Source organism: Curtobacterium salicis (genome assembly GCF_011759505.1).
Lineage (GTDB): Bacteria > Actinomycetota > Actinomycetes > Actinomycetales > Microbacteriaceae > Curtobacterium > Curtobacterium salicis.
Window position 1 is genome coordinate 576,534 of the sequence record NZ_JAAOYO010000002.1, and the last position, 23,739, is coordinate 600,272.

At 71.1% G+C, this 23,739-nt stretch carries 29 protein-coding genes; 10 read left to right on the top strand and 19 right to left on the bottom strand.

What is annotated here, in order from left to right:
* Window positions 1-5: 5 nt before the first annotated feature.
* Window positions 6-860 (top strand): DUF4184 family protein, encoded by an 855-nt coding sequence (locus E9228_RS07025; protein WP_166779849.1) that lies wholly within the window; start codon window positions 6-8, stop codon window positions 858-860.
* Here the strand turns inward: E9228_RS07025 and E9228_RS07030 are convergent.
* Window positions 816-1,175 (bottom strand): sterol carrier family protein, encoded by a 360-nt coding sequence (locus E9228_RS07030; protein ID WP_166779850.1) that lies wholly within the window; start codon window positions 1,173-1,175, stop codon window positions 816-818. The two genes, E9228_RS07025 and E9228_RS07030, sit on opposite strands and share 45 nt — an antisense overlap.
* A gap of 57 nt (window positions 1,176-1,232) precedes the next feature.
* Here E9228_RS07030 and purD point away from each other — a divergent pair, with 57 nt between their 5' ends.
* The gene (purD, locus tag E9228_RS07035) at window positions 1,233-2,516 is read left to right on the top strand and encodes a phosphoribosylamine--glycine ligase (protein WP_166779851.1); all 1,284 of its coding nucleotides are present in this window, start codon (window positions 1,233-1,235) and stop codon (window positions 2,514-2,516) included.
* Entirely contained in the window at window positions 2,513-3,391 is an 879-nt protein-coding gene (locus E9228_RS07040; protein WP_166779852.1) for a phosphoribosylaminoimidazolesuccinocarboxamide synthase, read from the top strand. Before purD ends, E9228_RS07040 begins: the two co-directional genes overlap by 4 nt.
* Before the next feature lie 64 nt (window positions 3,392-3,455).
* Here the strand turns inward: E9228_RS07040 and E9228_RS07045 are convergent, their stop codons facing one another.
* Complete coding sequence (locus E9228_RS07045; RefSeq protein ID WP_166779853.1) at window positions 3,456-4,661, bottom strand: PP2C family protein-serine/threonine phosphatase; 1,206 nt, start codon at window positions 4,659-4,661, stop codon at window positions 3,456-3,458.
* Window positions 4,662-4,764: 103 nt separating this feature from the next.
* Here E9228_RS07045 and E9228_RS07050 point away from each other — a divergent pair, with 103 nt between their 5' ends.
* Window positions 4,765-5,085, top strand: a complete 321-nt coding sequence (locus E9228_RS07050; RefSeq protein ID WP_166779854.1) for a hypothetical protein — start codon at window positions 4,765-4,767, stop codon at window positions 5,083-5,085.
* 94 nt (window positions 5,086-5,179) lie between these two features.
* On the opposite strand, the gene lepB is transcribed toward E9228_RS07050, so the two are convergent.
* On the bottom strand, window positions 5,180-5,809 hold the full coding sequence (gene lepB / locus E9228_RS07055; RefSeq protein ID WP_252727783.1) for a signal peptidase I: 630 nt from the start codon (window positions 5,807-5,809) through the stop codon (window positions 5,180-5,182).
* Window positions 5,806-6,339 carry a hypothetical protein gene (locus E9228_RS07060; protein WP_166779855.1) on the bottom strand — a complete coding sequence of 178 codons (534 nt, stop codon included), beginning with the start codon at window positions 6,337-6,339 and terminating at the stop codon, window positions 5,806-5,808. Before E9228_RS07060 ends, lepB begins: the two co-directional genes overlap by 4 nt.
* A 106-nt stretch (window positions 6,340-6,445) precedes the next feature.
* Here E9228_RS07060 and E9228_RS07065 point away from each other — a divergent pair, with 106 nt between their 5' ends.
* Window positions 6,446-7,225, top strand: coding sequence for an SDR family oxidoreductase (locus E9228_RS07065; protein ID WP_166779856.1), 780 nt, complete (start codon window positions 6,446-6,448; stop codon window positions 7,223-7,225).
* A gap of 84 nt (window positions 7,226-7,309) precedes the next feature.
* Complete coding sequence (locus E9228_RS07070) at window positions 7,310-8,251, top strand: VOC family protein (protein ID WP_166779857.1); 942 nt, start codon at window positions 7,310-7,312, stop codon at window positions 8,249-8,251.
* A gap of 34 nt (window positions 8,252-8,285) precedes the next feature.
* Here the strand turns inward: E9228_RS07070 and E9228_RS07075 are convergent, their stop codons facing one another.
* From E9228_RS07075 to E9228_RS07125, 11 genes are all read right to left on the bottom strand, one after another.
* Window positions 8,286-9,359, bottom strand: coding sequence for a hypothetical protein (locus E9228_RS07075; RefSeq protein ID WP_166779858.1), 1,074 nt, complete (start codon window positions 9,357-9,359; stop codon window positions 8,286-8,288).
* An 11-nt stretch (window positions 9,360-9,370) separates the two neighbouring features.
* Window positions 9,371-9,973 (bottom strand): ATP-binding cassette domain-containing protein, encoded by a 603-nt coding sequence (locus E9228_RS07080; RefSeq protein WP_166779859.1) that lies wholly within the window; start codon window positions 9,971-9,973, stop codon window positions 9,371-9,373.
* Window positions 9,964-11,022, bottom strand: a complete 1,059-nt coding sequence (locus E9228_RS07085) for a peptidoglycan-binding domain-containing protein (RefSeq protein WP_166779860.1) — start codon at window positions 11,020-11,022, stop codon at window positions 9,964-9,966. Before E9228_RS07085 ends, E9228_RS07080 begins: the two co-directional genes overlap by 10 nt.
* Window positions 11,019-11,348, bottom strand: coding sequence for a hypothetical protein (locus tag E9228_RS07090; RefSeq protein ID WP_166779861.1), 330 nt, complete (start codon window positions 11,346-11,348; stop codon window positions 11,019-11,021). The genes E9228_RS07085 and E9228_RS07090 overlap by 4 nt, the downstream gene beginning before the upstream one ends.
* Window positions 11,349-11,622: 274 nt before the next feature.
* Window positions 11,623-11,904, bottom strand: coding sequence for a hypothetical protein (locus E9228_RS07095; protein ID WP_166779862.1), 282 nt, complete (start codon window positions 11,902-11,904; stop codon window positions 11,623-11,625).
* A 335-nt stretch (window positions 11,905-12,239) separates the two neighbouring features.
* Window positions 12,240-12,803 carry a hypothetical protein gene (locus E9228_RS07100; protein WP_166779863.1) on the bottom strand — a complete coding sequence of 188 codons (564 nt, stop codon included), beginning with the start codon at window positions 12,801-12,803 and terminating at the stop codon, window positions 12,240-12,242.
* Window positions 12,804-12,850: 47 nt separating this feature from the next.
* Window positions 12,851-13,024 carry a hypothetical protein gene (locus E9228_RS07105; protein ID WP_166779864.1) on the bottom strand — a complete coding sequence of 58 codons (174 nt, stop codon included), beginning with the start codon at window positions 13,022-13,024 and terminating at the stop codon, window positions 12,851-12,853.
* 83 nt (window positions 13,025-13,107) lie between these two features.
* The gene (locus tag E9228_RS07110) at window positions 13,108-13,710 is read right to left on the bottom strand and encodes a hypothetical protein (RefSeq protein WP_166779865.1); all 603 of its coding nucleotides are present in this window, start codon (window positions 13,708-13,710) and stop codon (window positions 13,108-13,110) included.
* The gene (locus tag E9228_RS07115) at window positions 13,707-13,991 is read right to left on the bottom strand and encodes a hypothetical protein (RefSeq protein ID WP_166779866.1); all 285 of its coding nucleotides are present in this window, start codon (window positions 13,989-13,991) and stop codon (window positions 13,707-13,709) included. Before E9228_RS07115 ends, E9228_RS07110 begins: the two co-directional genes overlap by 4 nt.
* A 117-nt stretch (window positions 13,992-14,108) precedes the next feature.
* The gene (locus E9228_RS07120) at window positions 14,109-14,735 is read right to left on the bottom strand and encodes a hypothetical protein (RefSeq protein WP_166779867.1); all 627 of its coding nucleotides are present in this window, start codon (window positions 14,733-14,735) and stop codon (window positions 14,109-14,111) included.
* On the bottom strand, window positions 14,736-15,014 hold the full coding sequence (locus E9228_RS07125) for a hypothetical protein (protein ID WP_166779868.1): 279 nt from the start codon (window positions 15,012-15,014) through the stop codon (window positions 14,736-14,738).
* Between the two features lie 137 nt (window positions 15,015-15,151).
* Between E9228_RS07125 and E9228_RS07130 the strand changes: the two genes are divergently transcribed.
* On the top strand, window positions 15,152-15,718 hold the full coding sequence (locus tag E9228_RS07130) for a GNAT family N-acetyltransferase (RefSeq protein WP_166779869.1): 567 nt from the start codon (window positions 15,152-15,154) through the stop codon (window positions 15,716-15,718).
* A gap of 137 nt (window positions 15,719-15,855) precedes the next feature.
* Here E9228_RS07130 and E9228_RS07135 read toward each other — a convergent pair whose 3' ends face one another.
* Both E9228_RS07135 and E9228_RS07140 read right to left on the bottom strand, forming a co-directional pair.
* On the bottom strand, window positions 15,856-17,361 hold the full coding sequence (locus E9228_RS07135) for a catalase (RefSeq protein ID WP_166779870.1): 1,506 nt from the start codon (window positions 17,359-17,361) through the stop codon (window positions 15,856-15,858).
* Between the two features lie 29 nt (window positions 17,362-17,390).
* Window positions 17,391-17,858 (bottom strand): Fur family transcriptional regulator, encoded by a 468-nt coding sequence (locus E9228_RS07140; RefSeq protein WP_166779871.1) that lies wholly within the window; start codon window positions 17,856-17,858, stop codon window positions 17,391-17,393.
* 162 nt (window positions 17,859-18,020) lie between these two features.
* Here E9228_RS07140 and E9228_RS07145 point away from each other — a divergent pair, with 162 nt between their 5' ends.
* Together E9228_RS07145 and E9228_RS07150 are read left to right on the top strand one after the other, a co-directional pair.
* Window positions 18,021-19,346, top strand: a complete 1,326-nt coding sequence (locus tag E9228_RS07145) for an acyltransferase family protein (RefSeq protein ID WP_166779872.1) — start codon at window positions 18,021-18,023, stop codon at window positions 19,344-19,346.
* A 139-nt stretch (window positions 19,347-19,485) separates the two neighbouring features.
* Window positions 19,486-20,304 (top strand): cytochrome c oxidase assembly protein, encoded by an 819-nt coding sequence (locus E9228_RS07150; protein ID WP_166780160.1) that lies wholly within the window; start codon window positions 19,486-19,488, stop codon window positions 20,302-20,304.
* 767 nt (window positions 20,305-21,071) lie between these two features.
* Here the strand turns inward: E9228_RS07150 and E9228_RS07155 are convergent.
* Both E9228_RS07155 and E9228_RS07160 read right to left on the bottom strand, forming a co-directional pair.
* Window positions 21,072-22,700, bottom strand: a complete 1,629-nt coding sequence (locus E9228_RS07155; RefSeq protein WP_252727940.1) for a DHA2 family efflux MFS transporter permease subunit — start codon at window positions 22,698-22,700, stop codon at window positions 21,072-21,074.
* Between the two features lie 23 nt (window positions 22,701-22,723).
* Window positions 22,724-23,332, bottom strand: a complete 609-nt coding sequence (locus E9228_RS07160) for a helix-turn-helix transcriptional regulator (RefSeq protein ID WP_166779874.1) — start codon at window positions 23,330-23,332, stop codon at window positions 22,724-22,726.
* A 156-nt stretch (window positions 23,333-23,488) separates the two neighbouring features.
* On the opposite strand from E9228_RS07160, the gene purS reads away from it, so the two are divergent.
* Complete coding sequence (gene purS / locus E9228_RS07165) at window positions 23,489-23,737, top strand: phosphoribosylformylglycinamidine synthase subunit PurS (protein ID WP_110823495.1); 249 nt, start codon at window positions 23,489-23,491, stop codon at window positions 23,735-23,737.
* Window positions 23,738-23,739: the final 2 nt, after the last annotated feature.

A 23,739-nucleotide genomic window follows, 5' to 3' on the forward strand; every position in this document is an offset into this window, starting at 1 on the left:
GTCGGGTGCCGTTCACCATCAGCCACGCGGTCGTCGCCCTGCCGTTCCGCCGATCCGCGCTGCCCCTCGCGGCGGTCGCGGTCGGCTCGATGGCCCCCGACGCGGTGCTCTTCGTGCCCGCGCTGCCGCCGTACGGCTTCACGCACTCGTGGACCGGCGTCATCACGGTCGACCTCGCGGTGTCGCTGGTCGTACTCGCCGCGTGGTGGTTCCTCGTCCGGCCCGCCTGGACCCCGGTGCTCCCGGCCCGGTACCGCGCCCGACTGCCGGGCTGGGACCGCCCCGAGCGGCTCACGGCGTCGCGGATCCCGCTCGTCGTCGTCGCCTGCCTGCTCGGGAGCGTCACCCACCTCGTCTGGGACGCCTGCTCGCACCGGGACGGCTGGGTCGTCGCCCACGTGCCGGCCCTCCTGTCGGACGTCGGCGGGCACCCGGTGTACGCGCTGGTCCAGGACGGCTCGAGCGCGGGTGGTCTGCTCCTGCTCGTCGTCCTGCTGCTGCGGTGGGCGCGCCCCGCGCACACCGCGAGGAACACGGCCGAGGTGGGGCGTGCCTCCCGGTCGGACGGCGCTGTCCTGACCGACCGCGCGGTGCCGGCGGGCCACTCCGGACGGGAGGCCCGCACCACCCCCGCCGTCGCCCTCGCCGCCGTCCTGCTGGTCGCGCTGGTCACCGCGGGGACGGCCGTCGGCCACGGCGGCGGTGCCGGGACGGTCCTGGTCCGGGAGGCGTTCGTGCTGCCGCCGACGGTCGCGGTGGTCCTGCTCGTCGGGGCGCTCGTGCTGCTGCTGGTGCGGCGGCGGCGGTCGGGACGGTCAGGGCAGACGGACCGGCAGGAACGCGGCGAGGTCCGCCCGTGACCCCGACGCGCTGACCCGCCGGGTGGTGTCGGGGTCGTCCCACCGCAGTCGGCCGGTGGCGAGCGCGAGCCACGTCGTCGGATCCGTCTCGACGACGTTGGGCGGGGTGCCGCGGGTGTGCCGCGGACCGGGCACGGCCTGCACGGCGGCGAACGGGGGGACCCGGACCTCGACGCTGTTGCCGGGGACGTCCTCGGCCAGGCGTTGCAGGGTCCAGCGGACGGCCGTCGCGATCGAGGTGCGGTCCGTCGCACCGGCGGTCACGGCGTCGAGCGCAGCCCGTCCGACGGCGTCTTCGATGGTCCTCGGCGGCATCTCCACAGGCTAGCCGGTGCACTGCGGGCGGCGAGTCGGGCTCGGTAGGGTGATCGGGTGCGAATCCTCGTCCTCGGTTCCGGTGCCCGCGAGCACGCGATCATCACGGCCCTCCTGGCGGAGAACGCCGCGTCCCCGGACGGCGGCCACGTCATCACGGCCGCGCCCGGCAACGCCGGCATCGCCGCCGACGTCGAGACGGTGTCGCTCGACCCGTCGAACGGCGCCCTGGTGGCGGAGTACGCCTTCGAGAACGACGTCGACCTGGTCGTCGTCGGGCCGGAGGCCCCGCTGATCGCCGGCGTCGCCGACCCGCTCCGGACCCGTGGCATCCCGGTGTTCGGGCCGGGCAAGGCGGCCGCGCAGCTCGAGGGATCGAAGGCCTTCGCCAAGCGGATCATGGCCGAGGCCGGTGTCCCGACCGGACGCCCGGTGTACGCCGGCACGGTCGCCGAAGCCGCCGCGGCGCTCGACGACCTCGGCGCCCCCTACGTCGTCAAGGCCGACGGGCTCGCCGCGGGCAAGGGCGTCCTGGTGACCGAGGACCGTCAGGCGGCGCTCGACCACGCGACCTACTGGCTGCAGCACGGACACGTCGTGGTGGAGGAGTTCCTCGACGGCGAAGAGGTCTCGCTGTTCTTCCTCAGTGACGGGCACGACGTCCGGCCGCTCTCCCCCGCGCAGGACTACAAGCGTCTGGGCGACGGCGACCTCGGACCGAACACCGGCGGCATGGGCGCGTACTCGCCGCTGCCCTGGCTCGACGAGCGCTGGGGCTCCGAGCAGGCCTTCGTGGACGAGGTCTCCGACCTCGTCGCGCTGCCGACCGTGCGCCGGCTCGAGCACGAGGGCACGCCGTTCGTCGGCCTGCTCTACTGCGGCCTGATCGTCACCGAGCAGGGTGTCCGCGTCATCGAGTTCAACGCCCGGTTCGGCGACCCCGAGACCCAGGTCGTCCTCCCCCGCCTGGCGACCCCGCTGAGCAGCCTGCTGCTGGCCGCCGCCACCGGGCAGCTCGGCAGCACGCCGCGGCCCGAGTTCCGCGACCAGGTCGCCGTCACCGTCGTCCTGGCGAGCGAGGGCTACCCGGAGAACCCGGTCACCGGTCGGGTCATCACCGGCGTCGACGACGCGAACGCGCGTGACGGCGTCGCGGTCCTGCACGCCGCGACCGGCACCCTCGACGGCGAGCTCGTCGCCACCGGCGGGCGGGTGCTCAGCGTCGTCGCGACCGGGTCCGACTTCGCCGAGGCGCGGGACCGCGCGTACGCGGGACTGCACGACATCACCCTGCCCGGCGGCCAGTTCCGCACCGACATCGCCACGAAGGTCGTCCGATGAGCACCGTCCCCGTCGTCGAAGGCTGGCGACACGTCTCGTCCGGCAAGGTCCGCGAGCTCTACGTCCCCGCGGACACCGCCGACGTCGCCGGCGCCACCGAGCTGCTGCTGCTGGCATCGGACCGGGTCAGCGCGTACGACTTCGCGCTCGAACCGCCGATCCCCGGCAAGGGCGAGCTGCTGACCCGCCTGTCCCGCTTCTGGTTCGACCAGCTCCGCGACGTCCCGAACCACCTGCTCACGCCGAGCGGCACCACGACCCCGGTACCGGCCGAGGTGGCAGCACGCTCCATGCACGTCATGCCGCTCCGCATGTTCCCGATCGAGTGCGTCGTCCGCGGGTACCTGGTCGGCAGCGGCTGGGCCGAGTACCAGCAGTCCGGTAGTGTGTGCGGCGTCGCCCTGCCCGCCGGACTGTCGGACGGCGACCGTCTGCCGGAACCGATCTACACGCCGGCGTACAAGGCGCCGCAGGGTGAGCACGACGAGAACATCTCCTTCGAACGCACCGAGGAACTGGTCGGACCGGCCGATGCCGCCGCCTTGCGTGACCTGTCGCTCGCGGTGTACTCCGACGCGGCGGCGATCGCCCTGCAGCGCGGGGTCGTCATCGCGGACACGAAGTTCGAGTTCGGTCGCGACGCCGACGGGCTCATCCGGATCGCGGACGAGGTCCTGACGAGCGACTCCAGCCGCTACTGGGACGCTGCCGCGTACGAGTCGGGCAACCGCACGGACTCGTTCGACAAGCAGATCGTCCGCGACTGGCTCAGCGCGCACTGGGACCGCACGGGTACGCCGCCGGTGCTGCCGGACGAGGTCGTCGAGCGCACGGCGGCACGGTACCGGGAGCTGATCGAGCGCCTCGGGGCCTGACGAACGGAGCCCGGGCCAGCGTTGCGGGCCAGTGCCCGGCCCGGGTTGCGGGCCGCCACGCGGGTCAGGCGTCGCGGGAGACCACGACGACGGTCAGGTCGTCGCCCGGGTCGTGCTCGATCGCCCGCCGTCGGACCCCGGCCAGGAACGTGTCGAGGTCCGTCGACTGCCGGTAGAGCGCTCCGAGTCGGGACAGCGACGCCAGGGTCGAGTCCCACAGCTCGAGCGCCCCGTCACTGACCAGCACGAGCGAGTCGCCGGGTTCCAGGACGAGCGCACCGACAGCGCGGTCGATCCCGACCGGGTGCAGACCGATCGGCAGGTCGACGGACCGCAGGACCGTCTCGGTGCCGTCGGCGTGCAGGTGCAGGACGAGGCCGTGCCCGGCGTCGACGAAGTCGAGCTGACCGGTGGTGGTGTCGAGTCGACCGTGGAAGAGCGTGGCGAACGCCTCGGCTGCGCTGAGGTCGGGCGACACCTGCTCCTCGAGTGCGGCGACCGCCGTCGTCGGGACCTCGTGGCACCGAGCGAGCAGCGCACCGCGCATGCCGGCGGCGAGGAGTCCCGCCGCCATGCCCTTGCCCATCACGTCGGCGACGGTCAGGTCGACGGTGTCCCCGTCGAGGCGCCACTCGTGGAAGTCACCGGACACGATGCCGTGCGGGATCGACGTGCCGCCGATGGTCCAACCCGGCAGGTCCACGGTCTGCGGCTGCAGTCCGGACAGCACGGCGCGGATCCGGTCGTCGTCGAGGCCGGTGGCGAGCTCGCGCTCCGCCCAGACGGCGAGTTCCTGCAGCAGCGCGACGTCGTCCGCGGTGAGCGTCCGGGGCTCCGGGTCGATCAGGCAGAGCGTGCCGACCTTGGTCGCATCGGCTCCGACGTGCAGCGGGACCCCGGCGTAGAAGCGGACGTTCGGGTCGCCGTTGACCATCGGCAGGTCCGAGAACCGCCGGTCGTCACGAGCGTCGGCGACGACGACCGGGCCGTCCTGCTGCAGGGTGCGCCCGCAGAAGGTGTCGCGGAGCGGCGTCGACCCGGGGAACACGGCGTCGGACTGCTGCGACTTGTGGAACAGCACGTCGTCGCCGGCCAGGTTGAGGAAGGACCCGGCGACGCCGAAGGCCTCCCGCGCGATCCGGGTGATGCGTTCGAAGCGCTCCTCGGGGCCGCCCTGCACGACGTCGAGGGCGGCCAGGAGGGCAGCACGCCGAGCGTTGTCGGGAGCGGCGACCTGATCCGTCTGCTGCTCCGCGTGCTCGATGCTCATGGCTCCACGCTAACGCGGATACCGGACACCGCCCGCGTCCTGTGTCCAGAACGCATGCCCCCAGTGGACGGGCCACACTGCCGCCCGCGCGTACTCTGGGGCGGTGCTCCGCCGTGTCCTCCCCGTCCTCGCCTTGGTCTGTGGCGCGACCCTGGCCCTCACCGGTTGCGGCGCGCAAAACCCGACCGGCCAGGTGTCCGTCACGGTGTCCCAGAACGCCGCCGACCACCCCTACCAGGTGAAGGTCTTCCTGCCGAACGGCGAGCCGTCGTCGCACCAGCAGGTCTACCCGGGCGACACCGCCGACTTCGCGGGCGTGCCCCTCGGCGAGGTCACCGTCCGCGCGGGCGACCTGTGCCCGGAGCGGGCCCGGGTGCGGGCCGACCAGGTCGCGAAGGTGACGCTGACGACCGTCGGCTGCTGAGCCTCCCGGCCGGGAGGCACGGTGCCGGCCCGTCTCGTCGCTCCGGCCCGTCTCGTCGCTCCGGCCCGTCTCGTCGCTCCGGCCCGTCTCGTCGTCACTTCGGGTCGGGGACCGCGTCCCACTCCTCGCCGTAGCGGGACAGCACGGACCATCGGTCGGCCGGCCAGGTGATGACGAACGCGCGCCCGACCACGTCGTCCAGCGGCACGTTGCCGTGGATGCGGGAGTCGGCCGAGTTGTAGCGGTTGTCGCCCATCACCCAGATCCGCCCCTTCGGCACGGTGATCGCGAAGTCGTCGCCCGACACCCGGTTCACGTCAGCCGGCAGCCGCACGTACGGCTCGTCGACGGCGTGCCCGTTCACCGACAGCCGACCCTTCGCGTCGCAGCACTCCACCCGGTCACCCGGCAGGCCGATGACGCGCTTGATGAGGTCGTCGCCCTGCCCCGGACCGAGCCAGGCGTTCGGGTCGCGGAACACCACGACGTCGCCACGCTCCAGCCGCATCGCATGCGGCACGAGCTCGTTGACGAGCACCCGGTCGCCGACCAGGAGGGTGTTCTCCATCGACTCGGACGGGATGTAGAACGAGCGCACCAGGTACGCCTTCACCAGGAACGAGGCGAGCAGCGCCGCCACGACGATGATCACCAGGTCACGGACGAACCGCTTCGTGGACCTGCGGCGCTCGTCCGCGCCGTCGACCGATGTGTCACTGCTCAATGTGTCGCCACGACCTTCACGAGTGAGATGGCGAGGGCGACCGCGGCCAGGACGATGCCGCCCCACAGGCCGAGGAACGACGGCTGCTTGCCGCTGAACCGCTGGAGGAACACCCCGACCAGACCGATGCGGACGACCAGGATGACGACCGCCGCGATCTGCGCCCACTCCGCCGGCAACCAGTCGAGCCACGCGACCACGTAGAGCACGGCCGGGATCAAGCCGGACGTCGCGATCGGGTTCGCGTTCCGGGTGATGACGGCGACGGTCTCACGTCGGGCGTCCTCGTCACCGGTGGCACCGATCGAGTGCGCCACCAGATGCGCGAGCACGTGCGCCAGGTAGGTCAGGACCGCGGTCGCCAGCACGGTCAACACCGCGGCGCCGTGCTCGATCTGCTCCGGCGAGACGGCGATCGCGACGGCGAGCACGGTGATGTTGCCGTAGATGTACGACGACATGCGGTCGCGGACGTGCTCGACCGGCAGGTCCTCGGGTCGCGGGCGGCGACCTCGGCGTTCAGGGGGCATCGGTCCATCTTGGCCCGTCCGGACCGCGTCCGGCTGACGAGCAGCCGGATGCGATGCCAAGGTGGTCAGGACCGCGCACCGCTGCACGGTCGGGATGGAGGCCCGCATGACGAACCGCAGACCACTCGCCCTGGTGACGGGGGTCGGCCGACGAGCCGGCATCGGAGCCGCCGTCGCAGTCCGGCTCGCGTCCGACGGCTGGGACCTCGCGATCAGCTGGTGGGGTCCGTACGACGAGCGGGTGCACGGGGGCGCCGACCCGGAGGGGGTGGACGCGGTCGTGGCGGAGTGTGTGGCAGCGGGGGCTGCCGTGACGCGCCTCCCGGTCGACCTGGCCGACCCGGAGCAGGCGGCCGCACTCGTCGGCCGTGCCGAGGCCGAGGCCGGCGCGCCCGTGACGGCTGTCGTCATGTCGCACTGCGAGTCGGTTGGCTCCGACTTCGCGACGACCACCGTCGAGTCGTTCGACAAGCACCTGGCGGTCAACGTCCGCGCGCCGTTCCTCGTCATCCAGGCGTACGCGCGGCGACTGCGCGAGGGAGCCGACGCGCCGCTCGACCGACGCCGGGTGATCGCGCTGACGAGTGACCACGTCGGGTTCAACCTGCCGTACGGCACGAGCAAGGGAGCGCTCGACCGGCTGGTCGTCGGCGCGGCGATCGAACTCGGCGACGTCCGGGTCAGCGCGAACACGATCAACCCCGGACCGAACGACACCGGGTGGATGACGGACGAGATCCGACAGGCGGCCGTCGACCAGACCCCGCTCGGACGCCCGTCGATGCCGACGGACACGGCGGCGCTCGTCGGGTTCCTGTGCAGGCCGGACGGGGGCTGGGTCAACGGGCAGCTGCTCAAGACGGACGGCGGGTTCAGCGCGAAGTGAGGGCGGTGCGGTGCGGTGCGGTGCGGTGCGTTGGTCGCCTCGCTTTTAGTTGACGCGTCAACAAAATCGGCGCAGACTGGGGCGATGAACTCGCAGGACCTCCTCGCCGCGGACACCGGGATGGGCGCCGTGACGCTCCGGGTCGCCGACCTCGACGCCATGACGGCGTTCTACCGGGACGGTGTGCGGCTGACGGTGCTCGCGCAGGAGGGGGCGCGGACCGTGCTCGGGCGCCCAGGCACTGCGTCGGCTGGCGGCGCTGTGCCAGTCGGCGGCGCTGTGCCGGCTGGCGGCGGCAGCGCGCTCGCGGTGCCGGTCGTCGTCCTCGAGCACGAACCCGCACTCCGGCACGCGAGCCCCGGGCAGGCGGGCCTGTTCCACACCGCCGTGGTGTTCGACGACCGAGCCGACCTCGCCGCCGCCCTGTACTCCGTCGCCACGCGGTACCCGCAGTCGTTCACCGGCAGCGCCGACCACCTGGTCAGCAACGCGTTCTACTTCACCGACCCCGAGGGCAACGGCGTCGAGCTGTACTGGGACCGCGACCGCACCGAGTGGTCGTGGACCCACGGCTCGATCGACATGGACACCGTGTACATCGACCCGAACGCGTTCCTGCAGGAGCACCTCACCGCGGAGGCACTCGAGCACGCCGACACCCGGCCCGGCCGCGTCGGCCACGTGCACCTGTCGGTCGGCGACGTGGCCTCGGCGAAGGCGTTCTACGTCGACACGCTCGGCTTCGCGACGACCGCGTCGATGGGCGGCCAGGCACTGTTCGTCAGCGCCGGCGGGTACCACCACCACATGGCGATGAACACGTGGAACTCCCGCGGGGCGGGCCGTCGGCAGCAGGCGCTCGGTCTCGGGCTGGTCCGGATCGAGGTGCCGGCCGCCGACGACCTCGGTGCACTGACGGCTCGGATGCGGGACGCCGGGGTGCAGACCGCGGACGACGGACGGACGGTCGCGTTCGAGGACCCGTGGGCAAACCGCATCGAGGTGACCACCGCCGGTCGCGGGTGACGTGTCGGGCGTGCCCCGCGCCTCCCGGTGACCGTCATCGGGTGCGGAAGTAGCGGTGCAGCGCGCGTTCCCGGATGAGCGGCACCGCGGCTGCGCCGCCCGCGACCGCTCCGACGAGTCCGAGCACGCAGAGGACCGCGGCGCCCGCGACGATCGGCAGCCCGTGGTCGGGCGGGAGACCACGGACGAGCACGCCGGACACGGCGAGCGCCAGGGCCGCACCGACTGTGCCCCACGCCAGGTGCTGGACGGCGATCCCGAGGGCCTGCGCAGCCGCGCCGACCCCGACGTGACGGTCCGAGGCGATCGTCAGCCGCCGACGCAGCACCGCAGCGGAACCGACGACGAGGCCGACTGCGAGCGCCACCGACTCGAGCACGCCCGGGGTAGGCGGTTCACTCGGGAGGAACGTGGTGCCGGAACGGGGATTCAGCTGGCCCAGCGTCGACCGCTCGCCGTCCGGTGACCCGGTCTCCGACAGCAGTGTCCGCCGGAGCGCGCTGACGGCGGTCTGGTCCTCGGGCCAGACGGTCGCCCAGCACGCGTCGAAGGGTGCACCGTCATCAACGGTCGGTGCCAGGACCGCGTACGACAGCTCGGGGTCGCGGCCGTCGTCCGGGTAGGCGTAGACCCCCGCGACCGGGACCGGACCGTCCGGTGTCGCGATCTGCTGCCCCGGACCGACGCCGAGGGCCTCGGCCACCTCGGGGGCGACGACGACACCCGCGCCACCGGAGCCCCCGGTGACGCTGAACAGTGCCGTCGCTCCGCCGGTCACCTCGTAGGTCGGGATCGACGTCCTCGGGAGCGCCGCGACGACCATGCCGTCCTCGGTCTTCCGGAACGCCCCGGCGGCCAGGACGTCCGGCTCGTCGGCCAGCGCTGCGCATGCTCGCCCGTCGATCCGCCCGGCTGCGGTGAACACCTGCGTGGCAGAGCCGGACGCAACCCATCGGGCGGCGGCACGGACGTCTCCCGCGACGGTGATCGTCCGGATACCGACGACTCCCGCGAGCAGCACCGCCAGGACCCCGGCGCAGACGACCGCCGCACCCGCGCCCGAGGCGACGTCCCGCCAGGCCTCACGGAACACCTCCGACATCCGCATGCCGGGCCGGTTCACCGGAATGCCCCGAGGTCGAGCACTGCTCCACATGCCGCCCGTGTGGCGTCGTCGTGCGTCGCGACGACGACCGTGGTGCCTGCGGCTGCGAGTTCGGCGATCACGTCGTTCACCTCGGCCGCGGTCGTCCGGTCGAGTTGCGCGGTGGGCTCGTCGACGAGCATCAGCGTGGGGGCCGCGGCGACGCCCCGAGAGAGCATCAGCCGCTGCGCCTCGCCACCCGAGAGTTCACGGAACCGCGCCGTGGCCCGCGCGGCCAGACCGAAGCGCTCGAGGACGACCATCGCCCGGTCCTCGGCAGCACGTCGACGCATCCCGCGGGCGAGCAACGGCACGGTCACGTGGTCGAGCGCGGTCCGGCGCGCCACCCCGTGCGGGTTCTGGAACACCCACAGCACGGCGGCGTCGTCGGGCAGTTCCACGCGTCCGGAGGTCGGAGCGGTCATCCCGGCGAGGATCGCGAGCAGCGTCGACTTCCCGGAGCCGCTCGGGCCGACCAACGCCGTCACGCTGCCCTCGTCGAAGGTCCGGTGGACGTCGTGGAACAGTACGGTGCCGTTCGGCCAGCGGTGCCCGACGCCGCGGAGACTCACCGGCACGGCCGGCCGCTGTCCGGTGCTGCGCGGACACGGTCGAAGGTCGCTCCGGGATCGGCCCGGACGAAGGACTGCCCGAGCTCGGAGCCGACGACCTCCACCCGGACCGGATCCCCCGCCACCGGTTGCACACACGCGTGGTCGTCTCGGAGGTCCCAGAGCGCGGTCGGCGGCACGACCTGGACCGTGAGCGGGTCGGCGAGCGCCCACGTCGCCGGCAGCGTCGGGACACCGTCGGCGGACGCCACCGTCGCGGCGTACTCCGGCAGCGCGCCGATCTGCGCGAGTGCTGTCGGGTCCGTCACCACCCCGTGGTCGTCGACGGCACTGCGGAACTGCCCGACGGTGACCGCACGCGCGCCGGCCACGACCTCGGCGGGGAGCTGCTCGATCCGTGCTCCGCGGAGTTCGGCGGGCAGCTCGACGAGCGTGCCGTCGGCGTCCACTGGTGCCCCGACCACCGCCGTGCAGGTCCGGACCGTCGCCTCCGCCGCGGGGATCCACGCGAAGGCCGAGCGGTCGATCGTGTCGTCCGAGAGCGCGGAACGGGGAACGTCGTGGGCCAGGAGGAACGACCGCGCTGCCTGGCGCGTCCCCGGTCCGACGACCCCGTCGACCGTGATGGTCGACCCCAGTCGGGCGAGTTCCCGCTGCAGTCCGCGGACGTCCTCCCCCCGGTCGTCGTCGTGGAGGTCTCGGAACAGCGGCGTCCCACTGGCCAACGCGATCACCGGCAGGTCGTCGACCCGGGCGATCTCCGTGCCGCTCCGGAGGGCTCCGCCGGTCGAGCACGACGAGGACGTGACGATGCCGGTGCGGCTCGTGACCACGGCTCGGGGTGCACCGGTGTCGAGCGCCAGCTGTACCTGGTGTTCATCGGCGTCCGTCCGCTCGGTGACCGCCACCGTCTCGACCGGGGTCGCCGTCTGCAGTGCCGCGGGCGGATCGGCCGGGAGCGCCACGACCGCGCCGACGGCTGCCGCCGCAGCGACGAGCAGGCTGCCGAGACCGATGAGTGAGCCAGACAGCGCACCGCTGCGTCGCCCACTCATCCCTGCCGCCAGAGGCCGAGCGGGTCCAGCCGACACTGGGTGGCAGCGGGGTCGTACTCGTCGAACGAGAACACCCCGGTGTCGTTCTCCGACCGCCACTTCCGCTCGGTGTAGTCCCTCCCGACGAGCCCCGACTTCCGGAGGCAGGCGACGGTGATCTTCGCTTCGTCCTGCTTCTCCGGGTTCCGCCGCACCTCGTTGAACAGATGAGTGAGACTCCTGTCGAACTGGTGAGCACATCTCCGCCTCACGGAGTCGACGATGCCCGTCTCAGGGAGATCCGCTCCGTCGAGCCTACTGAGGCTCGACGTTCCGTCATCGGCCACCTGCAGGTCGTACCCCGCATCACGCATGCAGGCGCGGTCTCGGGCCTGCGCGTCTGCGAGCTCCGCTGCGGAGATCTCACCGTCTCGCAGAACCCGAGCCTCGTAGTCGCTGGCGAGCGCAAGAGATTCTCCGAATTCCTGCGCCCATGGACCGGCGGCCGGAAGGCGCTGGGGAGTTGACGGTGCCGACGCTCGGTCATGAGCGCATCCGCTCATGAGGAGCGTCGCCAACACCATGAGCGCAACGCCGCGAGCGCGCCTTCTCAGTACCACCTCAGACCCGGACCATCCCGTACTGCGTCACATTCGCATAGCAAAGCGGTTCGTAGGACCAGGTGTTTGCTTTGGCGTTGTTGCCGTATTTGAGGTCTTTGTTGTTGATGCGATTGAAGTGATGGGCCATTCCGCAACCCGTGTAGTTCTTCCCCTTCATCTGCGTGATCTGCCCCCAGCACGCAGTCGCCTCAGCATCAGCTGCCGTCGCTGTGTCGATTGCGACACCAACACCGAGGATGGTCCCGATGCTCGCGACTCCGACCATCAACTTCATGAGCATTTGTTTCTCCTTCCGCTCCGCGAGCCCCTCGCGGTAGAGTGCAAAGTATTAGGTTTCTTCCCCCGGGTCAACTCGAATATGACATTGTCAATGACCCTGGACTGTCGTACTGGCGTGACCACGCGCTGGGCCGCAGGAGGAACGACGGCCTCACAGCGTGAGCCTTGGGTACGGAGCCACCGCTGCTTCCGCGAACTCCACCGCCCAGGGGCCAGCGGCCGCGAAGGCAGCAGGATCCACCCACTGAGATCTCGGCTCGGCGGCGACCGGAGTCGTCTGGGCGCAGCCGCTCACGACCAGGGCGGACAGGACCATCGGCACGCACCATCGCCGCTTCACGGCGTCCGCCACAGCCCGAGGGGATCTTCGCGACAATGCACCGCCGCGGGAGACCACTCATCGAACGAGAAGACGCCTGAGTCGTCCTCCGACCGCCACTGTCGTTCGGAGTACGACGACCCGACCACGCCTGCTCGTCGGAGGCAGGTGACGGAGATCTTCGCCTCATCGCGCTTCTCGGGATTGCGCCGGATCTGCTCGAAGAGCAACGAGATGTTCCTGTCCCAACGCTTCGAGCAGTCCTCCAAGTGGCGCGACATGTCTTCGACATCCGCTGTAGCCCCCGACCGGAGCGGCTCGCCTTCGGCGCCGCCGTCGTCATGTTCCTTCCATCGCCAACCGGAGTCCCGCATGCAAGCAGCAAGGCGAGTGTGAGCGTCCGCTCGCTCCGCCGACGTGATGACACCGTCGCGCAGAACGGCCCGCTCGTAGGCCCCCGCGTCGGCGAAGGCCGTGGCGAAATCGGCCGCCCAGGGGCCCGCGTCGACGAACTGCGCCAGGTCGGGTTCGTCCGCGGTTCGATCGGCGAGCGGCTTCGAGCAAGCCCCGGTCGTGCTCACGATCCCAGCCAGTGCCAGGACGGCCACAGTCCGCCGCGTCCGCCTCCTCACTGCGACCGGACCATGCCGTACTTGCGGATCCCTGCCCAGCACACCGGCTCGTAGGACCACTTGTTCGCCGTCGCACGGTTTCCCGTCTTGATCTGCAACGAGGCTCCGACGGCCACGAAGTGCCGCGCTGCCCCGCACCCCGTGTAGTTCTTGCCCTTCGTCTGAGTCATCTGCCCCCAGCACGCAGCGGCGTTCGCGCCCGGCGCCATCGCCAAGTCGACCGCGACCAAGGAAATGAGCTCTCGGACGTTTCTCATCCGCTCCTCCACAGGCCAAGAGGGTCGAGCCGACATCCAATGAACGCTTCGCTGGAAGCACCGAAGGGGTAGACGCCTTGATCGTCGTCTCGCCGCCAGTCCCGCTCCGTGTACGAGCGATCAACAAGCCCGACCTTGCGAAGACAAGCGACCATGATTCGTGCTTCGTCCTCGCGGTGAGGGTTCCGTCGGACTTCGTCGAACAAGACCGTGACGTTCTGATCGAAGCGCTGCGAACACTCCTGCAGCACTCCGTTCAACATCCGTGTCGGAGAGACCGCGCGCTCGCTGATCGGCTCCAAGGACGATGTGCCGTCCTCCTCGATGTCCCAGCGGTAACCCGCATCCTTCAGACAGGATCGCTTCTTCGACTGCGCCTCGACGAGCTCCGCAGGTGTGACGACACCGTCTTCGAGGACCGACCGCTCGTAGTCGCTTGCCCCGGACATCGCGCTGGCGAACTCATCTGCCCAGGGGGCGTCTGGATCAGGGCTTGAGCCCGTGACCGGATCACCCGAGTCAGCGCATCCGGTGAGGGGAACGATCATGACCACTGCGACGACGAGAAGGCTGATCTGTCGATGAGCGACCACGTTCAAGCACGGACCATTCCGTACTTACTGATGCCGACCCAACAGGCTTTCTGCCGCGACCAGGAGTTGACACGGGCGACGTTCCCGAGCTTGATCTGACCGTTGCGGAGGACGTTGAAGTGCTGCGCGCTGCCGCATCCGGTGTAGTTCTTCCCCTGCGACTGCGTGATCTGCCCCCAGCACGCCGCGGCTTCGGCGCCCGGCGCTGTCACAGCGTCGACTGCGACTCCAGCGCTCATCAGCGTTCCGACGAGTGCGAGTCCGAGCATCACCTTCGTGATCACCATGTTCATCTCTCTCCTTCACCAACTCATTCGGCGTGTTGTTCGACATATGACACTCTGGTGAGTGAGCGCAGCAGAGACAGCGAAAGTCGAATCGCCACTGTGGGCGACGACCGCGCCTCACGGCGTCCGCCAGAGGCCGAGCGGATCAAGCTGGCACTGCTTCGCCGCCACGTCGTACTCCGGGAACGAGAACACCCCCGCGTCGTACTCGGCCCGCCACTTCCGCTCGCTGTAGTCCTTGCCGACCAGCCCGGCCTTCTGCAGGCACCTGACGGTGATCGCGGCCTCGTCCTGCTTCTGCGGGTTCCGACGCGTCTCCTCGAAGAGCATCGTCACGTACTGGTCGTACCGCTCCTCGCAGGCACGGAGGACCGGGTCGGACCGCTCGAAGAAGTCATCCGGGTACTTGCCGTCGCGGGACTCCAACTCGAACCCGCCGTCCGTGGCGTACGCGATGTCGAGCCCCGACTCCCCCAGGCACTGCCGGACGTGGTGGTGCGCGTCCTCGAGCTCCGCCGGCGTGATCTCGCCATCACGGAGGATCGCTGCCTCGTACGAGGAGACGCCGTGCTGCAGCGCATCGCGGAACTCGTCCACCCACGGCCCGGTGGCCGTCAGCGATCTCGCGTCGGACGTCGATGCGGCTCGTCGCTGCTGACCTCCGGTGCACCCGGCGAGACCGAGCGAGACGACGGCCGCGCAAGCGATGACCGCCATCACGCGGCCGTGCTCGCGACGACGCATCTACTTCGCCGTCATCCCGTACGAGACGACGTTCGCCCAGCAGGCGTTCTGTGTCGAGTACTTGCCGCGCCCGACCCACGCACCGTACTTCGACTTCGCGTTCTTGATCGCGTCCCAGTGCCTGGCCGACGAACAGGTGTTGTTCTTGCCCTTCCAGATGCTGACCGAGCCGTAGCAGGCCGCCGCCTCTGCCCGGGGTGCGGTCGCGGCGTCGAACGCCAGGGTGCCGCTGAGGAGCGTGCCGACGACTGCTGCGCCGAGGACCAACTTCGTGATCATCCGAGTTCCTTCCCTCGCCACGAGCTCTCTCGTGGACGGCGCCACGGTAGGGCGACCGGACTCCGGAATGCCAGTTGTCGGTATCCGGAATACAGACACCCTCAGCGGGCTCGGCGGTTCCCGGGCAGGATGGTCGGATGAGCGAAGACATCCGGTGGGAGGTGGTCGAGGAGAGCGCGCTGTCGCTCACCGACCACGAGGCGATCGCGGCGATGCTGGCGCAGGCGTTCCCGAGCTGGTCGCACTGGTACGTCGGCGGTCGGAGCTGGGCCGGCATGCAGCCCGAGCGTCGGGTACTCGGCCGGACCGAGGACGGCGTCGTCCTGGCCCACGTCGGCATCCGCCGGATGTTCGTCACGGTCGGGGGCGAGGACGTCCTGGTCGGCGACACCGGCCTGGTCGGTGTCTCGCCCCGCCTGCAGGGCTCCGGGGTGGGTCGCGAGCTGATGGAGCGCGTGCACGACGTGCTCGACGGGCTCCGCGTGCCGTACGGCTTCCTCGGTGCGGGCGAGGACCGGATCCCCTTCTACGCCCACATGGGCTGGCACGAGTTCCCCGAGGCGGTGGGCACTTTCAGCGCCTTCACCGCGGACGGTGCCGGCGTCGTCGAGACCGAGCAGGGCGGCTGGATGGTCCGTCCGGTGACGGCCCGGCTCGAGGACTGGCCGGAGGGTCCGATCCTCCTCAACGGCCAGCAGGTCTGAGGGGCCCCGTCCCGACGCGCCCGACCACGGTCGCCGAGCGGTCGGGCCGCGTACGCCGGCCGGCGAGCCAGCAGATCACAGACGGGAGGCGCGGTGCGAGTCGAACTCGCACCGCGCCTCCCGTCCGTGTCCGGCGACTACGCCTGGACGGCGACCTTCTCCGGGTCCTCGTTCGAGCCCGGCGCGCTCGGCGCGACGGCCGCGCGCACGCGGGCGCCGAGGTCGGGGTCGACGCTCGTCCAGTAGGCGAAGACGCGCTCGCGCAGGTCGTCGCGCGTCACCTTGGAGACGTGCCCGGCGATGTTGCCGACGAGACGCTCACGTGCGGCGTCGTCGAGGACCTCGCGGTAGAGCGTGCCCGCCTGGCCGAAGTCGTCGTCCTCGGGGTGGAGGGTCGCGGCGGAACGCTGCAGCGCACCGTCGGACTCCCAGCCGGGGGCGTCGTCCGTGGCGGTCGGGTCAGCGTGTGCACCACCGAGCGAGTTCGGCGCGTACACGGGGACTTCCGACTTCTGGAAGTCGAAGCGCATCCCGCCGTCCTTCGAGTACGAGTGCACCTCGTTCTTCGGGGCGTTCACCGGCAGCTGGGCGTGGTTCGTGCCGACGCGGTAACGGTGGGCGTCCGCGTAGCTGAAGATGCGCGCGAGGAGCATCTTGTCGAGGCTCGCCGCGATGCCGGGCACGAAGTTCGAGGGGGCGAAGGTCGCCTGCTCGATCTGCGCGAAGTAGTTCTCCGGGTTGCGGTTGAGCTCCATCGTGCCGACCTCGATGAGGGGGTAGTCCGCGTGCGGCCACACCTTCGTCAGGTCGAACGGGTTGAAGCGGTAGCTGGCGGCGTCCTCGTAGGGCATGACCTGCACCGCGAGGGTCCAGCGCGGGTTGTCCCCACGCTCGATCGCTTCGTGGAGGTCGCGGATGTGGAAGTCGGCGTCCTCACCGGCGATGCGGTCGGCGTCCTCCTGCGTCAGCGTCGCGTGGCCCTGCTCGGTGCTGAAGTGGTACTTCACCCAGAAGCGCTCGCCGTCGGCGTTGATCCACTGGTAGGTGTGCGACCCGAAGCCGTCCATGTGGCGCCAGCTCGACGGCAGGCCGCGGTCGCCCATGAGCCACGTGACCTGGTGCGCCGACTCGGGCGACAGGGTCCAGAAGTCCCACTGCATGTCGTGGTCGCGGAGGTGCGAACCCGGCAGGCGCTTCTGCGAGCGGATGAAGTCCGGGAACTTGATGCCGTCGCGGATGAAGAACACCGGGGTGTTGTTGCCGACGAGGTCGTAGTTGCCCTCGCTCGTGTAGAACTTCAGCGCGAAGCCACGGGGGTCGCGCCAGGTGTCCGGGGAGCCCTGCTCACCGGCGACGCTCGAGAAGCGGGCGAGCATCTCGGTGGTCTGACCGGGCTGGAGGAACGCGGCACGCGTGTACTGCGAGACGTCGTGCGTGACGGTGAAGGTACCGAACGCCCCGCCGCCCTTCGCGTGGACGACGCGCTCCGGGACGCGTTCGCGGTTGAACTGGGCGAGCTTCTCGACCAGGTAGTGGTCGTGCAGGGCGATGGGGCCGTCGGCGCCGACTCCCATGGAGTGCTGGTCGCTGGAGACCGGGGCCCCGCTGTTGGTCGTGGTGGTGGGCGTGTTCTGGTCGGACACGGTTCCTCCTATTTGGAACGTAGGTTCGGTCAGGATGGCTCGGGTCGGTTCGCAGTCACGGCGTCGGTCTCGACATCGCTCTGCTCGGCTGCCGCACACTGCTCGCAGATGCCCCAGTAGGTGACCTCTGCGGTGGTGACGGCGAAGCCGTGGGTCTCGGACGGCGTCAGGCACGGCGCGTGGCCGACGGCGCAGTCCACGTCACCGATCGCGCCGCACATGGTGCAGACGATGTGGTGGTGGTTGTCGCCCGTCCGCCGTTCGTAGCGGGCCGGGCTGCCCGCCGGTTCGATGCGGCGCACGAGTCCGGCGCCGGTCAGCGCGGCGAGGACGCCGTAGACCGCCTGGTGACTGGTCGTCGGGAGTTCGGCGGCGAGCGCCGTGACCAGGTCGTCGGCGGTGGTGTGCGGGCGGGTCTCGATCGCCCGGAGGGCGGCGAGGCGCGGCGCGGTGACGCGCAGGCCGGCTCCGCGGAGCAGTTCGGTGTCGTCGACCATGCGGAGCCCTTCTCTTGCAGGATTCAAGACAATGCCCACTGTACACGGCGGAGGCGGTCCTGCGGGCGACCCATGCGCCTCCCGGAATGCAATGTGTCACGATCCTGTCGCGATCGGCTGGACCCGGCCTGGGAGGGGTGGAACGACCGGTAGCGTCCAGCCATGTCCATGCAGCAGGCCGACGCGTCGGCGAACACCGCTCAGGACGTCCGGGGGGCCATCGTGCAGCGGGACCTGGTCGTCGACCTCATCCGGACGGCCTGCGTCGTCCTCGTCGTCATCGTGCACGTCACGATGGTCGGCGTCGGTTCCGACGCCTCGGGCCTCCGGGTGACGAGCCCGCTGCAGGAACTCCCCTGGTACGTGGCGGCGACCTGGATCGGGCAGGTCATGCCCCTCTTCTTCGTCGTCGGTGGCTTCGCGAGCGCCGTGGGATGGCGCAGCACCGTCGCACGCGGCGGTGGCCCGCGAGACTGGATCGCGACCCGGCTCGTACGGCTCTACCGGCCGGCGGTGCCGCTGTTCGCCGTGCTCGCCGTCGGTCTCGGCATCGCGACCGTCCTCGGCACCCCGGCGGACCTGCTCGACGAGCTCGCGTTCGGCATCGGGTCGCCGCTCTGGTTCCTCGCCGCGTACGGCATCACGCAGTGCTGCGTGCCGCTGATGACGCGGCTGCACGCCACCGCGCCGTGGCGCACCCTGGCGGTGCTGCTCCTGCTGGCCGCGGCGGTCGACGGCGTCCGGCTCGCCACGGGGGTCGCCGAGGTCGGGCTGCTCAACCTCGGCCCGGTGTGGCTGTTCGCCCAGCAACTCGGGTTCCTCTGGGCCGACGGCTGGTTCGCCCGGCGCTCGAAGGTGCTGCTGGCGTGCATCGCGGTCGTCGCCTACGCGGTCCTCGTGCCGATCACCTCGGTCGGGCTCTGGGCGCCGGACATGTTGCAGGACCTCAACCCGCCGATGCTGCCGCTGGCTCTGCTCGCGGTCGGGCAGGCGTGCCTGGTCCAGCTCGTGCACGCTCCCCTGACCCGGCTGATGCACACCCGTCCCGCCCAGGCCGTCGTGTTCCTGCTCGGCCGTGACGGCATGACGATCTACCTGTGGCACCTGCCGCTCTTCATCCTGCTCAACGGCATCGGGCTGCTCGTCGGGCTGCCGTTCCCCGACCCGGGCTCGCGCACCTGGTGGGCCACGCGCGTCGTCGCCGTGGTCGTGCTGCTCGCCGCCACCCTCGGTGTCGCCCGGGCAGTCCGTCGCTTCGACCGCCCGCTCCCCCGCCTCGTCCCCGGCACGGACCGGCCCGCGTGGCTGATCCTCGCGGTCGCAGCACTCTGCACGATCGGCCCGGCGTTCGCGGTGATGCAGCTGCACCTCTCGTTCCCGCTCGCACTCCTCGGAGCGGTCGCGATCCCGGTCGGGACGTGGCTGCTGAGCACGACCGTCGCGGCTCCGAGCCCGACCGGCGCGGCTCCGGGCGTGCGGACCATGTAGGGATCCTCATCCACCGGAGCCGGGTCGGGCCTCACGGCCGGAGGAAGATGTCTCCCGCAGCGCGACCACCGGGAGGCACCCCACGCCGTCACCCTCCGAGTTCTGGAGCACCTGGCACGTCGACCCCCTGGCGGCGGCGCTGCTCGGCGTCGCCGTCGTCGCGTACGGCGCCGGACTCGTCTCCGCCCGACGCCGTGGTGTCCGCTGGCCCTGGTGGCGGACCCTGGCGTTCGTCGCCGCGCTCGCCCTGTTCACGGTGGTGCAGTTCGGGATCGTCGGCCAGTACGACCGGCAGCTGCGGTGGGCGTTCGTCCTGCGGATCGCCGTCCTCTTCTTCGCGGTCCCGACGTTCGCCGCGCTGTCCGGCCCGTTCGCGTTGCTGCGGACGGGAGGCCCCACCCGCCTCGCCGAGACCGCCGACGCCGTCCTGCGGTCGCGCCCGGCACGGTTCCTCGGCAACGCGATCGTCTCGCCCCTGGTCGCCCTCGCGCTGTTCTGCGTGATGCTCACCCCGCTGGCGGCCGTGCTCCGACAGTCCCTGGTCAGCAGCGTGGGGATCACCGTCCTGGTGCCGGTCCTCGGCTTCGGGTTGCTCGCGCCGCTGTCCGAGGTCGGGGTGCTCCGCTCCTCCGCCTTCGCCACCGCCGAGTTCCTGCTGGCGTTCGTGGAGCTCGTGCTCGACGCGGTACCGGCGGTCGTGATGCGCGTCAGCGACCACGTGCTGGACGGAGCCGGGCGGGTGGTGCTGCACGTGCCGTGGGCACCGTCGCCGCTGCAGGACCAGCACCTGGCGGGCGACCTACTGTGGTTCATCGCCGAGGTGGCGGACGTCCCCGTGCTCATCGCCCTCTTCATCCGGTGGCAGCGTTCCGACCGCCGCGAGGCCCGCGAGGTCGACGACCTGACGGACGAGCAGATGGACGCGCTGACGCGGGAGCACCTGCAGCGTCGGCCCTGAGGGGCGCGGGGCGCGGGGGCGCGCGGGCGCGCGGGCGCGCGGGCGCGCGGGCGCGCGGGCGCGCGGGCGCGGCGGCGGGAGGTCCTGCCGTGGGAGGTTCTGCCGTCTGGCGCGAGCGGGCGAAAGACCAGGGTCGGCGCGCCTCGAGCCGCGCGGATCTGCCCGTTCGATCCGCGCGCGGCGTCCACTGCCCGCAGCTCGCCAGCCGGCCCGGCGCGCCAGCCGCACCAGCCGCACCAGCCGCCCCAGCCGGCGAGCGGGCGGAACACCAGGGCCCTACCCGGGCGGGAGGCGCGCTTCCGCCCGCTCACCGACGAACGCCCGTCCCCGTGACCTCTCCGACCCGCGAGCGGGCGGAAGCCCCGGGTGCCGCAAGCGCAGGGGGCGCGAAACCGCCCGCTCGACGCGGGGCGGGCCTCCCGGCTCTTCCGGGAAGTGCGCGACGCGGCGAGCGGGCGGAATCCCCCGATGCGGGCGATCCGGGAGGCGCGTTTCCGCCCGCTCGCCGCCCTGCGCCCGCCTCGGCGTCGGCTCACGGGCCGCGCGCGACCGCGAGCGGGCGGAAGACCCCGGAGCGACGGACGCCAGCGGCGCACTTCCGCCCGCTCAGCAACCACGCCGGCCGACCGGGACCGCCAGACACCGAGACACCGAGACACCGAGACACTCAGACACCCGGGACACCGAGACACCCAGGCACCTAGACACGACGGAGCCCCGGCCCCTCGTGCGAGGGACCGGGGCTCCGGTGGTGCGGGACGGGCGGGTTACGCCTCGACGTGCTTGCCCGGGTGCTGGCCCGCAGCGAGTTCGTCCGCGGCGGTGGCGGGTGCCGGAGCCGAGGCGTGGGCAGCGACGTGCTCGCGCTCGTCGTCGGCCTTCGCCGAGGCAGCCTCGGCCGACCCGCCGTCGGGCTGCGTGGCGACCGAGCCGGTCTGCTTCCAGGCGACGGTCTGCTTCGGCTTCGACAGGAACAGTGCCGCCACGATCGCAGCGATGAGCACGACGGCCGGCAGCACGAGCGACTGACCCATGGCCCGCGAGAACGGCTCGAGCAGGAACCCGGGCAGCGACCCGGTCTGCTCCGCACCCGCGCCGGACCCGCCGGACTGCTGCGGGAACTCGGCGGTGATGCGTGCCTCCATCAGGGCGGCGATGCCGGCGGAACCGAGCACCGCACCGATCTGACGGGTGGTGTTGTAGACGCCCGAACCGGCACCGGCGAGACGCGGCGGCAGGTTGCGTGTGGCGGAGACGGACAGCGGTCCCCACATGCAGGCGTTGGCGAGGCCGAGGAGCGCGCTCGGCAGGAGCACCCAGCCCCAGTCGGCGTTCGCGGCGATCAGGGCGCCGAACCAGAACAGGCCGCCGGAGAAGCAGGCGAGTCCGAAGGACGCCACCCAGCGCGGGTTCCAGACGTTGAGCTTCTTGCCGACGAACGGTGCCAGGCCGGCCGAGATGACCGCCTGCGGCACGAGCAGCAGGGCGGCCTGCGTCGGCGAGAAGCGGAGGACGTCCTGCGCCCACAGCATGATCGGCAGTGCGAAGGACGAGATGGCGACGCCGACCGCGGTGATCGCGATGTTCGCGAGGGTGAAGTTGCGGTCCTTGAACAGGCCGAGCGGCAGCAGCGGCTCGCCCTTCTGCACGCCCTGCCAGACGACGAACGCGGCGAGCACGACGATGCCGGCGATGATGAGCGACCAGACCGAGATCGGGCCGGTGATGGTGCCCCAGTCGTAGGTCTCGCCCTCCTGGATGCCGAAGACGAGCAGGAACAGACCGACGGCGGAGAGCACGATGCCCAGGGTGTCGAAGCGGTGGCGGTGACGCTCGAAGGACGGGACGAACTTCTGCGCCAGGACGAACGCGACGATGCCGACGGGGACGTTGACGAAGAAGATCCACTCCCAGCCGAAGCCGTCGACGAGCAGGCCGCCGACGATCGGGCCGACGAGCGAGGCCACACCGGCGACCGCACCCCAGAGGCCCATGGCCGCGCCACGGTTCTGCGGCGGGAAGATGCGGGTGATGACGGACATCGTCTGCGGCGTCATCATCGCGGCGCCGAGGCCCTGCACGACGCGGGCGAGGATGAGCATCTCGATCGAGCCGGCGAGACCGCACCAGAGGCTGGCGAGCGTGAAGACGACGAGACCGACCTGGTAGAGCACCTTCGGGCCGAAGCGGTCACCGAGACGGCCGGTGATGAGCAGGGGCACGGCGTAGGCGAGCAGGTAGGCGCTGGTCACCCAGATGACGGCGTTGATGTCGGCGTCGAGCGCCGTGGCGATGGTCGGGGTCGCGACCGAGACGATCGTCGAGTCGACGAGGATCATGAAGAAGCCCACGACGAGGGCCCAGAGCGCTGGCCACGGCTTCTTGCCGTGCTCCAGGTCGGCGGCGGTTGCTGCGGATGTCATCGAGTGGTGTCCTTGCTGTTCTGTGGGGGTTCTGCGGGGACGGCCGGGCCGTCCCAGGGGATGTCGCCGCGCTCGACGCGTTCGGCGATGGCGGTCAGCCACTCGAGTTGCGCGGTGAGCATGGCACGGACGTACGACACGTCGAGCCAGTAGCGCTCGGCCAGTTCCTTGGCCTGGAGGCCCGCGGCGGCTTCGTCGTACCCGTCGCGCTGTGCGCGGAGTGCGGTGATGCGCGCCCGGAAGGCGGCCGCCACGTCCTCGACGGGGAGGTTGTCCACGTGGGACACCGCCAGTCGGAACTGCGGGTACTCGTCGGCGGGTTCGGCGACCATGTGGCGGAGGCCGGCCTCGAGTGCCGCGCGCCCGGCGTCCGTGATCGAGTAGGTGGTCCGTTCGGGTCGGTTGCCCGCGCGGTCGGTGCCGACGACCTCGGCGTACCCGAGGTCGGCGAGACGGCCGACCTGGTGGTAGAGCGTGCCGGGTCGGACCTTGACGTTCCGGTCCTCGCGGCGCTGGAGCATCGTCTGGAACATCTCGTACGGGTGCATCGGCGACTCGGCGAGCAGGCCGAGCGCCGCGAACGCGAGCGGCGTCAGGTCGGTCACGGGGTCTCCGGGTGGTCGATCGTCACCGCGTGTTCGATGCCGATTGTTCGAGTTGGAATATACGTCGTCGAACAGTTCTCCACAAGCGCCCGACGCGCCGTGCGCTGGACCTAGACTGGTGACGTCCCCACCCGACCCCTGTGCTGGAGTGAACACGTGCCAACGATCGTCGTCGAGGTCATGCCGAAGGCCGAGATCCTCGACCCCCAGGGCAAGGCGGTGGGCAATGCCCTCGCCCGCCTCGGCAAGAACGACCTGACCAACGTCCGCATCGGCAAGCGATTCGAGGTGTCGGTCGACGGTCCCGTCGACGACGCCAAGCTCGCCGAAGTCCGCGAGATCGCGGTCGACGTCTTCTCGAACGCAGTCATCGAGGACGTCGTCTCCGTGAGCGTCGTCGAGTGACG

Bases quoted from the DNA above. Each gene is read 5' to 3' on its own strand.
- E9228_RS07030 (WP_166779850.1), bottom strand. From the start codon at position 1,175: ATGCCGCCGAGGACCATCGAAGACGCCGTCGGACGGGCTGCGCTCGAC.
- E9228_RS07040 (WP_166779852.1), top strand. From the start codon at position 2,513: ATGAGCACCGTCCCCGTCGTCGAAGGCTGGCGACACGTCTCGTCCGGC.
- E9228_RS07045 (WP_166779853.1), bottom strand. From the start codon at position 4,661: ATGAGCATCGAGCACGCGGAGCAGCAGACGGATCAGGTCGCCGCTCCC.
- E9228_RS07060 (WP_166779855.1), bottom strand. From the start codon at position 6,339: ATGCCCCCTGAACGCCGAGGTCGCCGCCCGCGACCCGAGGACCTGCCG.
- E9228_RS07065 (WP_166779856.1), top strand. From the start codon at position 6,446: ATGACGAACCGCAGACCACTCGCCCTGGTGACGGGGGTCGGCCGACGA.
- E9228_RS07070 (WP_166779857.1), top strand. From the start codon at position 7,310: ATGAACTCGCAGGACCTCCTCGCCGCGGACACCGGGATGGGCGCCGTG.
- E9228_RS07075 (WP_166779858.1), bottom strand. From the start codon at position 9,359: ATGCGGATGTCGGAGGTGTTCCGTGAGGCCTGGCGGGACGTCGCCTCG.
- E9228_RS07085 (WP_166779860.1), bottom strand. From the start codon at position 11,022: ATGAGTGGGCGACGCAGCGGTGCGCTGTCTGGCTCACTCATCGGTCTC.
- E9228_RS07095 (WP_166779862.1), bottom strand. From the start codon at position 11,904: ATGCTCATGAAGTTGATGGTCGGAGTCGCGAGCATCGGGACCATCCTC.
- E9228_RS07105 (WP_166779864.1), bottom strand. From the start codon at position 13,024: ATGACTCAGACGAAGGGCAAGAACTACACGGGGTGCGGGGCAGCGCGG.
- E9228_RS07115 (WP_166779866.1), bottom strand. From the start codon at position 13,991: ATGGTGATCACGAAGGTGATGCTCGGACTCGCACTCGTCGGAACGCTG.
- E9228_RS07120 (WP_166779867.1), bottom strand. From the start codon at position 14,735: ATGCGTCGTCGCGAGCACGGCCGCGTGATGGCGGTCATCGCTTGCGCG.
- E9228_RS07125 (WP_166779868.1), bottom strand. From the start codon at position 15,014: ATGATCACGAAGTTGGTCCTCGGCGCAGCAGTCGTCGGCACGCTCCTC.
- E9228_RS07130 (WP_166779869.1), top strand. From the start codon at position 15,152: ATGAGCGAAGACATCCGGTGGGAGGTGGTCGAGGAGAGCGCGCTGTCG.
- E9228_RS07140 (WP_166779871.1), bottom strand. From the start codon at position 17,858: ATGGTCGACGACACCGAACTGCTCCGCGGAGCCGGCCTGCGCGTCACC.
- E9228_RS07145 (WP_166779872.1), top strand. From the start codon at position 18,021: ATGTCCATGCAGCAGGCCGACGCGTCGGCGAACACCGCTCAGGACGTC.